Origin of the sequence: Candidatus Acidianus copahuensis (assembly GCF_000632495.1) — an archaeon.
Taxonomy (GTDB): domain Archaea; phylum Thermoproteota; class Thermoprotei_A; order Sulfolobales; family Sulfolobaceae; genus Acidianus; species Acidianus copahuensis.
Window position 1 is genome coordinate 166895 of the sequence record NZ_JFZT01000057.1, and the last position, 13647, is coordinate 180541.

The following is a 13647-nucleotide window of genomic DNA, read 5'->3' on the forward strand; positions in this document are numbered from 1 at the left end:
TCTATAAATAATAACTATTGGAAGAATGCCATCTAGTAAGAGTATAATGGAAATACTAAACTATGCTGTAATAAAGTACATATCTGGCTATTTAAATGTTGAAAGTGTTAATTTTGGAGATGAGGACATTTTCCTTACAGTTGAAGACGGTTCAATCAGGGAAATCGAGCCCTCATCTCCACCTCATTTTTTTGCTCTAGATGGTAGTAGTAGGAGTTTTATATCTGGTAAGGGGATAGTTAGTTTTGGATCTGTTGTAGTTTCCTCATCTTCTACTTCAATTTTTGGAGTTTATCCCTCAATTGATGGAGAAAGGGAATTGAATTTAGATGACCCTTTCGTAGCTGTAGCTCCCTCATTAGTTGAAGGTTCAAAAATAGATCCTTATCTATTTTCCAATAGTTATATTTCAGCTTATTCTATAACTGGAGACCCGTTTTCTTCGAAAGATGGATTCGAGACAGTAGAGGGAGAGTTAAGGTCAGTTTTAGAGACAAAAGCCTTGTCTTTGCTCAAGGGGAAAGGTTATGTTTTGGTAGACGGTCCTTTATTTCCATCATATCTTATGTTTACCTCTAGGTTTAAGGAAAGATTAAATTCGGAAAGGCAAAAGGTAATAGATGAAAACTATATCGGTATAGTGAAGAGGATAGATAAGTCAAGAGTGTTAATCGATGCAATGTCACGTTCCGGAAAGTTAAGAAATGAAACGTTTTTATCGGATGAATCGCTTATACTCCATACCCTCAGGTTTAACCTATCGCCTCCTTACAGGACAATGGTCATTGGTCCTCTTTTAAAGGGAGAAGATAAGAGAAAGATTTACGTTTATTACTTGATTAAACCCTTTCACAAGTACTTTCCAAAATTCTCCATATTAAGGATTGAAATGGTTAAGGATGACGAGAAAGTACTCTCGTGGCTAGCTAGTCTTGAATTTACCAGGGAAGGAATTCCAACAGTATTAGCGCTAGCTGACTATAAGGCAAAAAGAATTAGCGAGGCTCTATATCGCTACATTGTTTCTACTTTAGAGAGGATAGGGATACAGTCTAGCTTCTTTAGTAGGTTAACGGTGATGGAAACTTGACTGCCGACGAGCTTTACACAGGAATAAAAGAGAGGATAGAAAAGGCCAGAGCTTTAGGCGTAACCCTAGGGGACGTTGTGGGAAAAGTTTCTCCTAATATGCCAAATAAGATCGAAGAGGAAGACTATCATGTTAACGTTTTAATCGATCCATATACTTACTATAAGTTTCCCTATTTAGGAAAGATCGGCATACTTTTAGGTGCAATAGATATAAGGACATTATACTTTGTTTTGTTGAAGGTTATCGGCTATGAGAGAAATGACGTAAAGTCGTACCTATTTGGACAAGATAACTTTCTGTCTAATCCTGAAGAGGAAAATCCTGGTACCCTGATAAACTCTGTTACGCTTAAATGTGAGATGTTAACCAAAGTTGATGTCCTTTCATCTTCAGACCCTTCACCCGCTGATGTAATACTTGAACCTCAATCTCCAGTTATAATTCCTAGAGATCAAATAGTGGAAAGAGCTCTTAGTTTAAACAGGGGGAGCCTTAAGTTAGGTTACCTTGAATCAAGTGAAACTGGGATAAAAGTTAGTCTTGGACTAGATGATTTAAATTATCACATGTTAATTGTCGGTACAACTGGAGCTGGAAAGACGTCTTTTATTAAGGATATAATTTCCTCACTCTATTTGATAGAGGATGAAGAGAGTAAAGTTATTGTGCTTGATGCAACAGGTGATTACTATCATGTGTTTCTTCCCCCAGACATAAGCAGTAAGAGCGTAATTGAAGGAACTGATGCCTTTGAGAAACTTTACGGAAAAATGAATGGAATAGATATCTCCGTTATTTTTCCCCTAACAAGATCTTGGTTAAAAAAATATACAAGGTTAAGTACTACAGAGTCAATAACTAGGGCATATTTTAACCTATACGTTAAACCTCTCCTTGATCACTTAAATTCTAAGGGAGTAAAAGTCTACTCTTCGTTAGATCGTAATGTGATAAATATATCAAGTAGTTTTTGGAATTCACGTCTAACACTTCATCCTTTCTTTTTTAGGTTTAAGGACGTTAGAAATGTAATTTATAGGTTAAATCCTTACTTTACAGAACAAGCCTCTCATTTCTTAAAGATATTTAGTTCAACTAAGGAAGCGAAGGATTCATTCACTCTAGATGATTTCATCAAGGCTCTGGATAATGCGCAGTTTGAAAAGTTAAAGGTTCATAAAAGTACCGTGGACAATATCATGAGAGGGCTTTATCTTCTAAAGGAAACAGAACTTTTTGATCTTAAGGCACATAGGGATAAGCTGGGATCAGTCCTTTCTGAGAAAGGAAAGATTCTTATCTTTGATATTTACAACGGTGAATTAGACGACTTTACCCAAAAAATATTAACTTACTATTTCTTAGATAGAGTCTTTGCTTATAAAGAGAGACAAATGAGACAAGGAACTTTAAAGGGAAGGACAGTTTTCGTGATTGATGAAGCCCATAGGTTCTTTCCTTCTCTTCAAGGATCAGAGGAAGACACAAACTATGTTAGGAGGGTGGCTGGAAAGATATCTACAATGATGCGATTGGGAAGAAGAAGGAGAATAGGCTTTATATTTGCAACTCATAATCCCTCGGACTTAAATGATATCATTGTTCAGTTAGCTAGTACTAAATTTGTTTTCAGAATAACGTCCTCAGTGGCAGAATCTATGGGTATTTCAAGGACAGAGGCCAGAATTTTAAGTTGGGAGAAAAACGGAGTAGCGTTTATTATCTCCCCTTGGTTAAAACAAGGTAAGATGAAGATTTCAGTTCCAGTACCACCTCCTATAGGGCATTACGACTTATCAAAGGCGGGATAATGGAGGAAATTAAAAGGGCATTAAAAAACGGTTCAATAGAAAATTTACTCAATGCCGTTTCGTCTTTACTTCCTCCTTCAGACGATGTAGCAATAGAGATTGCTAAGAGAGGAGTACATCAATATATACTCGATAGGCGAGGTTTTGCTATGGTTTCAACAAATGAGGACGAATACTTACCATATCTGTCGTCCCATGAAAAGAGATTAACTTTCTCCCAATTACCTAAAGACGTGATACGAGAGATTGATCCGAAAAAAATTCTCTCTCAGCTCTATGATATATTAAACACCTATGGAGCTAGAAACAAAATCTACAGAGAGATTGCAGAAAAAGTGGGATCTATCCTTGAGGATAAGTGAAACGAAAGTAGTTATACATAATATAGTTCACTATCAACAGTGTAATTTCCTTGGGCGACTTCATGGAGGGGATATGTTAAAGCTCTTTGTTGACGCTGGAATGATTTCCTCTATGAAGGTTGCTAGAGGAAAGGTAGTTTTAGCAGAGCTGGATAATGTTGTATTTAAAAAAGGAATAAATTTAGGAGATATAATTAGAGTTGAAGCAGAAGTAGACTACGTCGGTAAATCATCCCTTGAAGTGCAAATGATGGCATTTAGGGGAGAAGAGTTAATGGTATCGGCCACTGGAGTTTACGTAAAAGTAGATGAGTATCAAAGGCCAGTAGAGGTTCAAGAAAAAGTTAAACCTATTGATGAAAGTGAGGTAAGAAGATATGAAGAGGCTGTAAAGAGGAGAGAGAGACGAGTCAGAGATGTCCCCTCAGATATAGACGAGACAGAGGGCCTAAGATTTAGGGAGACAAACACTGTTTATGTCTCCCCTGAATTAACTTATGATGGCGAAAGGATGTCAGCAGGTCGTCTTCTAAAGTTTATGGATGATTTGGCTGGAAGTCTAGGGTTAGAGTTTATAGGCTATAGTGGGCATTCCCCTACATCTGACGCAACTGTTACTGTCGCGGTGTCAGAAATGGGTTTCTACTCTCCAGTAAGGTTAGGAGATATAATCCAAATAACATCTGGAATAGTCTACGTTGGCAAAACGTCAATAGGAACATTAGCTAACGTATTTAGATATAATCCAGAGGATAGGACTACAAAAAAGGTTACAAAGGCCTATATGGTTTTTGTAAGGATTGGTCCTGACGGCAAACCTAAAGAAATGCCCACTTATTCTCCATCAACTGATGTAGAGAAGGAGTTATGGGAGGAATTTATAAGGAGAAGGGAATATAAATCTAGATAGTTGGAAGACAAACCTATGAATTATTTGGCAATCTTTGTTGCAATCCTCACCTTCTCTCTTATTGCCTCTAGGGAGATAACTAAGATCCCTCCATGGGCATCAATGTTCTTTGGTGGAGTTCTAATGATGGTCTTAGGCGTTATAACTCCTTCAGAGGCGTTTGCATCAATCAACCTTGATGTCATAATTTTTCTTATAACTCTATTTACTTTTGCTTCAGCTTTAGAGGTCTCAGGTTTTTTGAAGTACCTAGCCTATAAAATAATTTCCAAGTTAAAAACGGGACCAAATGTCCTATTTGGAGTTTTAGCTTTCTCAGGTATCTTATCAAACTTGGTGACAAACGATGGAGTCTCAGCGACTTGGTCGTCTGTAGTCCTTGAGGCAAGTAAGGCTATGAAAATCGATGAAAAACCTTTAATGTATGCCTTAGCATTTGGGGTTACAATAGGTAGCGTTATGCTTCCTACCGGAAATCCTCAAGATTTACTTATAGCACTAGATGCTGGAATTAAGTCTCCTTTTATAGTATTTTTGAAATTTCTCTTCCTTCCAACAATCATAAATCTTGTTATAACTTATCCTATTCTTCTTTTCATGTTTAAAAAGAAGATTTCAGCAAAAGTAGATGATATAGCTGAGGTAAAATTAGAGGATAAAACCTTAGCTTATCTTTCTTTTTCCCTTCTTCTTATTACTGTTTTCTTATTTTTTAGTCTTAGTCTGATCAGAGTTGATATAGTCCTTGGATCTTTAATTACGTCTTCAGTTCTTCTTCTTATATCTTCTAGACGAAGGGAAATTCTCAGAAGAGTCGATTGGTCTACGGTACTCTTTTTCTTCGGTCTTTTCATGTTTACTCAAGGCCTACTTTCTGGAGGCATAATTTCCTTTCTTTCTTCGATTCTCCCTCCTCCAACGAGCGTGATCTTAATAATGATATCAAGCGTTTTATTAAGCCAAGTAATTTCCAATGTTCCTCTTGTTGCGATCTTTATAACTGTAATGATGCCTTATCATCCTACTATAGTTGAGTGGATGGCGTTGGCTGCGGGCAGTACGATAGCAGGAAATTTTACGTTAATAGGAGCTGCAAGTAACGTAATTATCTCTGAGGCCGTAGAAACAAGAGGTGGAAAAGGATTTGGATTCTTCGAATTTATGAAATATTCGATTCCAGTATTATTGCTTAACTTTGTTATCCTTTTCTTATTTCTTAGGCTGGAAAGTCCTTGAAACTCCCATTAATTGCATTTCGTTTGTACCCTCTGCTATTTCCATTATTTTTGAGTCCCGGTATAACCTCTCCACTTTCGAACCTCTATTTAATCCATGACCTCCAAATACATGTAACGCCATTCTGCTAACCTCTGCCGAAGTTATTGCAGCATAATACTTCGCCATAGATGCCTCAGTTAGAGCTTCAACTCCCTTATCGAAAAGCTGTGCAGCCCTCCAAGTTAAAAGTCTCGCAGCATCTACCTTTATGTAAGCGTCAGCTAAGTTAAAGGCAATCCACTCCTGATCTATAAGAGCTTTTCCAAATTGCTTTCTAGCAGTAGCTCTTGCTATAGCTTCGTCTAGTGAACCTCTAGCTACTCCAACAGCAATTCCAGCATAGCCATTCCTACTGACCATTAAAGCCTTAATAGCTCCTCTGAATGCGTCTCCTTCTTTACCTATTATGGAATCCTTTGGAACTCTTGCATTGTTGAATTTAACGTATGAGACTCCAGCACCTCTTATTCCCATAAGATCTAACTTATGAATCTCTATTCCTGGAGTTTTTGAGTCAACTAAAAGTAGAGAAATCCCTTGTTTATCTCCAGGATTTCCACTTGTTCTGGCTAAAACAACCATCTTCGTTGAGAAACTAGCTGCGCTAGTAAATATCTTTTCTCCGTTAATTAGGAGTTCATTGCCTTCAATCTTTGCGTTAGTCTGTAAGGCTCCTAAATCAGAACCTGCTGCTGGCTCGGTTAATGCTACTGAATATATCTCTTTTCCTTTGGATCCCTTTTCTAACCACTCAATAGATGACTCTCCTCCTACTGAAAGTAATAGCTGGAGAGCGTTTAACTGAGTATGAAGACTGTGAGAAGCCCCTCCACTCTCGCTTCCTAATTCCTCAGTTGCAATAGCGAAGGCCATCTCACCTAATCCAAGACCTCCATATTTCTGAGGTATTTTCATTCCTAAAAGTCCCATTTCTCCAAAATCCTTAACAATCTTATCTCCTCCGTCATTCGTCTCATCCATAGTCTTAGCGTAGTCCTTAACAACTTTCTGTACATATTCCCTGGTTCTAGACTTAAACTCCTCCAATTCCTTTGAAAGCTCAAACATATTCTCGTTATATAGGCTGTATAAACAGTATTAAATTTTATCTTATTTATCAGAAACTTTGATAAGCTTTTTCCAACTTATGGTTTATAGAATGAAAGGTTAGGGATTTTTAATTTTATATTTAAGGAGTGAGGCCCTAATGGGTTAAGATGCTTTATTATACTTTTTAATGGACGTCTTTCAGGAATACATAATGTATAAACAGTATATAATATGTACACACGACAAGCTGAAGAAGAATCCAAGTTAACCTATTGGCGTATTAAGGACTTACTAAATTGTGGTCATCTGACCTCCTCCCCGCTCTAAAGAGCGAGGCTTTCAGTTGTAAATGAGATTTTCATATATTTTCTATGCGAAAATTAAGGTTATATTAACTGTTCGTGACTTATATGTTTCCTCAGCGTCTTATCATGTACAGAGTTAAAATTATCCTCAGAGCCTGTTAAGTTTACTCCTTTACCTAGGCAAAAACCAGGGTTGCTTACTAAGAGGTAGAAGAACCTAACAGAAAGGTCTGAGTATTCCGCTTGGTAAGATTTAAAAGTAGAGAAGTAGATAGTAGTAAAGGGGTATCTAGCCCCCTGACACCCCCTTAGAGGGTAGGGATGAGGAGGGTCTCCCTTGAATGTAATATATGCTTTCCAAATAATACTTACTTCAGTTATGCTTTTTCATACATCTTACCTTGATGTAAAGAAAAGGGAAGTCGACTTTAAGGTATGGGGAATTTATACTCCTCTGATAATATTTTTCCTTTTTTATTATCATAGTATAAACTTTCTAGTTTATAGTTACTCCTTTGGAGTTTCTATCTTAATCTTTTACGTATTTTATAGATTTTCCATGATGGGGGGAGCAGATCTTATAGCAGTATTTTTAGTAGGACTATCAAATCCTGTGACGTATCCCCTTTTTTTTAGTAAGCTATCTGAACTTGGAATAGAGCCAATTGTTTTTGTCTTATTTACGTCATTATCTATTCTCGTTGTTTCGGTATTAAACATGGCAAAATACTTTAAGTATACCAAGGGCTTGCCCTTTTCTACCAGAGTTATTCTATCTATGTCAGCTAAGAGAATAAAGGTTAAGGATTTTCTCAATTCGTCTTTCCTATTTCCTTTAACTGTGGTAAATGATGATGGAAGCTCGGAAATGAGAACTAGTTTTTCAATTGAAGAAGATGACAAGGAATGGAGAGAAAAATACCTAAAGTTGGTCAGAGATGGGAGACTTACAGAAGATGATTATATATGGGTTGCTTGGGGAGTCCCAGTTATTCCCTTTATGCTTATAGGTTACCTTATCTCATTATTTATTGGTTTGCCCTTTTCATGACCGTTAATTAACCCTTTTTTCTAAAAAATAAGTGAGTTGTATGTTTCAAAAATAAAGATAATATCCGATAGGCCTATTCCATTGGTAGAGGATACAGCTAAAGGGTTAGAGGATCTAGGCTTCTTCATAACGGAGAAGGATCCTGAAGTGCTAGTTTACTTTAATTCTATTTCATCTGTGATAAGGGATATATCTAAAAAGATCACTAGCAGAGAAAAAGATCCGGTAGTAATAGCAGTTACAGGTGATGGAAGTTATGTTATACCCTTAATCAATGAGAGGAGAGGTGGTTCATTTATAGGAGGAATAATAGCTGACATGTTGGAATCTCAGCTAATACTTACTTCTGTAACAGCTCAAATGGGAATTTATAGCGTAGAAGAATTTGCATGGATAAACGGGTTAGTCATTAGGGATGGGAACATCGAGGAACTAGACAGAAAACAGATAGAATTAGGGAAACTGAAAGTTTTTACAAAATTGGAACTTAGATATCCTCCAGGGTTTGAAAGATCCTCGTGCGATGAGGCTGACATAGTAGTTGGAGAAGAATGTAGGAAGGACGGAAAAATACTTATGACTCCATTGAACTTTGTCATTGGAATAGGCTATAACAGATCAACCCCTAGTGAAGCCCTATATTACTCAATAGTTTCAACGCTTAGATCCATAGGAATATTCACAAGGAATTTGAACTTTATAGTAACATCGAAGCATAAAAAAGGGGATGAAAAAATTGAAAGAGTAGCGCGTTCCTTTAATTCTACAGTTATCTATGCGGATTGGGAAAAATCAGATATTGGAGAAATTGAGTGCGATCCTTCTCTAGACTTTCTTAAGGTAAAGCTTCTTCTTAAGAAGACAAAAAGAGCCTACGGTGTAGTTACTTGTCTTGGAGTTGAAGCTTAGACGTAAATACTCATAGAAAACATGAAATTGTGAAAGTCTATAACGAGGTATTAGATGAAAGGATTGAAATAGGCTATCCAATTAGGAAAATAGTGAGCTTAGATCCTCCTACTACAGAAACTTTATTCATATTGGGATTAGGAGGAAAAGTAATAGCTACTGATGCTTTTAGTTATAGACCACCAGAAGCGAAAATGACTAAGAAGATAGGAAGCTACACCCATGTTGATTTAGAATTTCTTAGACAGACTAGGCCAGACGTAATTTTTACTACAGTAGGTGCACAAAAGGATTTAACTAAGAAATTGATAGCTGAAGGTTTTCCAGTATATCCAATGCCTATTCCAACTTCTGTTTCAAAGATTCTAGACAACGTGATTCTTGTTGGAGAAGTAACAGGAGAGAAAAAACCAAGTAGAGAACTTTACGTTAAACTCATGAACTCAATTCAAATTTCAATCAATAAGAGAATAAAGGTTTACGTTGAATTTGACCTCGGAGGGGCAATAACTCCTGGGTTTCCGACTCACGTTAGCGATGGGATTTTCTTGGCTGGAGGAGAGAATATCTTTGACGATAAAGAGGAGGCTTACTTTACTCCTGATCCAATTGAAGTTATATCTAGGTCTCCTGATATTGTCATCTTTGAGCCTAAGAGGAACACTCCAGAAGAGAGAACCAGACTCTTAACAAAAGCTGAGGAAAGGGGTCTTCAGGAAATTCTAAGAAAATCTAAGGTTCTATTTACTGTAGGTGACTTTCTTGCCCATATGGGCCCTAGCTTTATAACAGAGGGTATGACTTGGCTAAAGTCTTCTATTTCTTCCTTTTCCTATTGATAATTTCATATATTACAGCAATGATTGTTATTGCAATTCCTCCTAGTGTAAGTATTTCAGTTATAGTTGATAATATCCCTAAGCCAGAATAAAAGCTATTTAGGAAATTGGCATTAAAAACTCCATATGTATAACTTATGTTTTGTGCAATTCCTTGTGGGTTAACGATCGCTATCGCGTATTTTCCTGGAGTTAGTTCGGCAGATACTAAAGAACTCTGGGTAGTAATTTGTTTCAAATCTGCACTACTTATATTAAAAATTGTTATATTTCCAGTCCCAGACTGAATAAAAGCTATAACAGCATTATATGTAGAATTAGTAGTAAAATTAGATACTATCTTTTCAGCTCCTGCCGGAATGACTACATAGGACAAATGAGAGGCGTAAACAGAATTAACTTCTTGATAATTTGGATAGTAAAACGGCATCGTAATTGACGCTACAAGTCCAACAAGGAATATTACGATTCCTATTGCAATCGCCTTATAGTTCATATAGACAAAGTGAATAGTCAAGTTTTTATAACTATTCCGTAACTAGAATGTATGGCCGGTGGCCTAGAAATTAGTTGAAACATTAGATACTACATTAAGAGATGGAGCTCAAACTACTAATGTATCATTTACTTTGAAGGATAAAATACGGATTGCACTAGCTTTAGATGATTTAGGGATAACCTATATAGAAGGAGGTTGGCCTGGTTCAAACCCCAAGGATTTTGAGTTCTTCAAGGAAATAGAGCAATACTCTCTCAAGTCTAAGGTTGCAGCTTTTGGTAGCACTAGAAGAAAGGGAGTAAAACCCGAAAACGATCAGAGCCTTAACTCAATTCTCGAATCTGGAGTAAAATATGCTGTCCTTTTTGGAAAATCGTGGAATCTACATGTTAAAGACGTTTTAAGTTCTTCTAAGGAAGAAAACCTCGATATAATTTATGATAGTATAAACTATCTAAGACAACATGGCATTGAGGTTATCTTTGACGCTGAACATTTCTATCAAGGGTATAAAGACGATCCTGAATATGCCATTCAAGTAGTTAAAACAGCTGAAAGTGCGGGATCTTCAGTTATTGTCTTAGCTGATACAAATGGCGGTACTCTTCCTCATGAGGTTGAAGACATAACTAGGAAAGTTGTAAGCAAAATTAACGTAAAAGTAGGACTTCATATGCATAACGATTCAGGTTGCGCAGTTGCCAATACCGTTATAGGCGTTTATGCTGGAGCCAGACATGTTCAGGGAACAATTAACGGTTTAGGTGAGAGAACAGGTAATGCTGACTTAGTCCAAGTTATACCCTCAATACAGATCAAGATGGGATTGAAGATCATAGAAGAAGACAAATTAAAGAAAATAAAGGAGATATCGAGACTAGTTTATGAGCTTGCTGGAAATCATCCTAATCCATATCAACCTTATGTAGGAGAAAACGCATTCTCTCATAAGGCTGGAGTTCATGCTGATGCAGTAATGAAGAATCCTATCGCATATGAACACATTAATCCCGAATTGGTAGGAAACTCAAGGAGGATAGTGATCTCAGAAGTTTCTGGAACATCGAATTTAGTTGATTATTTAGGAAAACTTGGAATAAAAGTAGATAAGAAAGACGAAAGACTTAGAAGAGCACTAAACAGGATAAAGGAAATGGAGAATAAAGGTTACAGTTTCGATCTTGCTCCCGCCTCAGCTATTCTTGAAGTATTCAAAGAAATTGGCGTTTACAAGAAAATGATAGATCTTCAGTACTGGAAAGCGATTTCAGAGAACGAGGTTTCTCTCGCACTTGTTAAGACAAACTCTTACTTAGAAGCATCAGAAGGATCTGGACCCGTAAATGCTTTAGACTTAGCATTAAGAAAAGCTCTTCAGAGATCCTATCCAGAGATATCTAAAATAAGATTAACAGACTATAGAGTTGTCCTACCTGGAGAGGTAAAGAATACCGAGAGTATAGTAAGGGTAACAATAGAGTTTTCTGATGGAGAGACAACTTGGAGAACTCAAGGCGTTTCAACTAGCGTAATTGAGGCTTCAGTTAAGGCTTTACTCGATGGTATAGATTATTACTTACAGGTGAGCAAGAAGTTAAAAACTGAAGTTAGTACTATATAACAATGGCCTGGGATCCTGGCGCTTCAGCTGCTAGCAAAGGGAAGTTCTACACTATACTAAGGTTCTTAAGAATAGAGCAGACATTTTTTAGTCTACCGATGGCATATTTAGGTGCCTTTGTTGCATACCGTGGAGTCCCCCCTATTCCCATTCTAATATTGATATTTTCAGCCTTGTTCTTCCTAAGAATTGCAGGGATGACAAACGATAATTTAGCTGACCGAGAGATAGACTCAAAAAACCCAAGGACAAAAAGTAGACCTTTAGTTACTGGAAAGATTTCAGTTAAGGAGGCTAAGTTAATGATTACTATTGGGTTATTAGGTTTCTTTATTTCTGCTTATTTAGTTAACTTTTGGGCCTTTGTGTTATCACCTTTAGTTGCAATAATAGTAATGACGTATCCTTACATGAAAAGGTTTACCGCTTTAGCAAATTACCAATTAGCTTCAATACAAGGATTAGCCGTATTTAGTGGTGCAATAGCAAGTGCTGGTATAATTTTCCATTCTCTTGATAAGGTAATTGCTGATATTCCTTGGTTTTTTGTTATAGCTACGATATTCTGGGCATTAGGGTTTGATCTTTATAATCATATACCCGATTCTGCATTTGATAGACAAATGGGATTGCATAGTTTTGCAGTAGTTATGGGCGATTTTGCGCTTAAATTTGCTGGATTAAATCAAGTTGTTTCAGTAGCACTTGACTTGGTGGCGGACTTCTCTTATAATCTTGGTCCAATTTCCTATGCGTCTACTATAGTACATGGACTAATCATGGCTATAGCCTTTTATAAGGCAAGTAAGGGAAACTTTGGTTCGGCCTTTTATTATAATATCTACTCTTCTATAGTTTTAGGTCTAGGGATAGATTTAGACGTTCTGCTTGGTATCCCTAGATTCTAAGAAAATTCACTAAGATTTAACTATTTAAAATAGAGAATTGTCACTTTACCAACTATAATGGAGATTATAGGATAATTACGATGGGTATAGAGCAATAGGGATCAACGGCATAACATTAGGCTGTGTATCAATAACCAAGAGAGATCAAATGAAAAAGCAAGGATTAGTCTGATGTTATGGAAAACGTTCATATTTCGTAACCTTAAGTTCTGTCCGATGTTTAGTTAGTTATTTTTGTTAAATCCTGATATATATATTATCTAATATACTTAGATAACGCTTGTACTGCCCAAAATCTCACTAGGAGTATAGAACTTCAGTAGGATGGTGTCGCTATTCTCCAATTGAGTTAAACTCTTTTAATCCGATTGTTTAATTTATCATGGGTCGGGTAGGGTGGGGAGATTCGCCATCTCCTATTCCCGTATGGCGTAAAGCGGGCACCAGTAACCCTTACTCTACAGTTAACAGGTAACGTAAGTCCAGGTCAAACGATGAAGATCGCCCAACAGGGTTAGCGTCTGCGGACCTCTACTCCGGAGGGAGTTGAGGGACCGCACTAACCGAGGGAATCGGTCAGGTCCGGAAGGGAGCAGCCGTACTCGGGCGCTAGCGCTTGGTGGTCTCCGGTCGGAGGTAGATCTGGGTTAAGCTTGCGTTATCTGTTGCTGTGGAGTAAGGGATCCGACCCTTAGCCTTTTCTTTGTAAAGATTATGAGCATTCTATAGAACTGAAATAGAATATTTGATCAAAAATTTTAGCCAAAAAGAAGGATATTCAACCTAGTGTTTCTAATTTAATGGGCCCAGGGGGACTCGGACCCCCGACCACTGGGTCTCTCCGTTCCAGATGTCGCTCATCCCCTTTCGGGTCTCTAGACCCAATGAAATTCATCTGGAGCCCAGCACTCTACCTAGCTGAGCTATGGGCCCATTATCGATCATCTAAGATGATATTTGTGAGTCTAGTTTTAAAGTCTTTCCTTTCCTCTACGCTTTGGAAAAACCTTA

The 13647-nt window shown here is 37.3% G+C and carries 10 protein-coding genes, 1 tRNA gene, 1 other RNA gene and 3 pseudogenes; 12 read left to right on the forward strand and 3 right to left on the reverse strand.

All coding sequences use genetic code 11. From position 1 onward, the window contains the following. The first annotated feature begins 25 nt into the window (after nt 1–25). The 6 genes and pseudogenes from CM19_RS11025 to CM19_RS11045 all read left to right on the forward strand — a co-directional run bounded on the left by CM19_RS11025 (nt 26) and on the right by CM19_RS11045 (nt 5412). Nucleotides 26–1090: a DNA double-strand break repair nuclease NurA gene (locus tag CM19_RS11025; protein WP_048100483.1), complete on the forward strand. Its 1065-nt coding sequence runs from the start codon at nt 26–28 to the stop codon at nt 1088–1090. Further along, a complete protein-coding gene (locus CM19_RS11030) occupies nt 1087–2904 on the forward strand; it encodes an ATP-binding protein (protein ID WP_048100484.1) in 1818 nt (605 codons plus the stop codon). Before CM19_RS11025 ends, CM19_RS11030 begins: the two co-directional genes overlap by 4 nt. Then, on the forward strand, nt 2904–3266 hold the full coding sequence (locus CM19_RS11035; RefSeq protein ID WP_052349541.1) for a hypothetical protein: 363 nt from the start codon (nt 2904–2906) through the stop codon (nt 3264–3266). Before CM19_RS11030 ends, CM19_RS11035 begins: the two co-directional genes overlap by 1 nt. Next, a pseudogene (locus CM19_RS13570) lies at nt 3199–3525 on the forward strand (acyl-CoA thioesterase); the annotation flags it as partial. The gene CM19_RS11035 and the pseudogene CM19_RS13570, both read left to right, overlap by 68 nt. 270 nt (nt 3526–3795) lie before the next feature. Next, nucleotides 3796–4176: pseudogene (locus tag CM19_RS13575) on the forward strand (acyl-CoA thioesterase); the annotation flags it as partial. Between the two features lie 15 nt (nt 4177–4191). Next, entirely contained in the window at nt 4192–5412 is a 1221-nt protein-coding gene (locus CM19_RS11045) for an ArsB/NhaD family transporter (RefSeq protein WP_048100517.1), read from the forward strand. On the opposite strand, the gene CM19_RS11050 is transcribed toward CM19_RS11045, so the two are convergent. Continuing rightward, entirely contained in the window at nt 5386–6522 is a 1137-nt protein-coding gene (locus CM19_RS11050; protein ID WP_048100486.1) for an acyl-CoA dehydrogenase family protein, read from the reverse strand. The two genes, CM19_RS11045 and CM19_RS11050, sit on opposite strands and share 27 nt — an antisense overlap. 666 nt (nt 6523–7188) lie before the next feature. Here CM19_RS11050 and CM19_RS11055 point away from each other — a divergent pair. Genes CM19_RS11055 through CM19_RS11065 form a run of 3 tightly spaced genes read left to right on the forward strand, consistent with a single transcriptional unit; the run spans nt 7189 to nt 9608 of the window. Next, complete coding sequence (locus CM19_RS11055) at nt 7189–7860, forward strand: A24 family peptidase C-terminal domain-containing protein (RefSeq protein WP_081801284.1); 672 nt, start codon at nt 7189–7191, stop codon at nt 7858–7860. A 36-nt stretch (nt 7861–7896) separates the two neighbouring features. After that, on the forward strand, nt 7897–8769 hold the full coding sequence (locus tag CM19_RS11060; RefSeq protein WP_048100488.1) for a cobalt-precorrin 5A hydrolase: 873 nt from the start codon (nt 7897–7899) through the stop codon (nt 8767–8769). A gap of 29 nt (nt 8770–8798) precedes the next feature. Next, a complete protein-coding gene (locus CM19_RS11065; RefSeq protein ID WP_171714594.1) occupies nt 8799–9608 on the forward strand; it encodes an ABC transporter substrate-binding protein in 810 nt (269 codons plus the stop codon). Here CM19_RS11065 and CM19_RS11070 read toward each other — a convergent pair. Next, on the reverse strand, nt 9586–10104 hold the full coding sequence (locus tag CM19_RS11070) for a hypothetical protein (RefSeq protein ID WP_048100490.1): 519 nt from the start codon (nt 10102–10104) through the stop codon (nt 9586–9588). The two genes, CM19_RS11065 and CM19_RS11070, sit on opposite strands and share 23 nt — an antisense overlap. Nucleotides 10105–10171: 67 nt before the next feature. Between CM19_RS11070 and cimA the strand changes: the two are divergent. The 3 genes and pseudogenes from cimA to ffs all read left to right on the forward strand — a co-directional run. Continuing rightward, nucleotides 10172–11728 (forward strand): annotated as a pseudogene (cimA, locus tag CM19_RS11075) (citramalate synthase); the annotation flags it as partial. Between the two features lie 2 nt (nt 11729–11730). Then, entirely contained in the window at nt 11731–12636 is a 906-nt protein-coding gene (locus CM19_RS11080) for a 4-hydroxybenzoate octaprenyltransferase (RefSeq protein ID WP_048100491.1), read from the forward strand. Between the two features lie 384 nt (nt 12637–13020). Continuing rightward, nucleotides 13021–13327, forward strand: an RNA gene (gene ffs, locus CM19_RS12825) — signal recognition particle sRNA. A 110-nt stretch (nt 13328–13437) separates the two neighbouring features. On the opposite strand, the gene CM19_RS11085 is transcribed toward ffs, so the two are convergent. Then, nucleotides 13438–13569, reverse strand: a tRNA-Trp gene (locus tag CM19_RS11085). Nucleotides 13570–13647 lie beyond the last annotated feature (78 nt).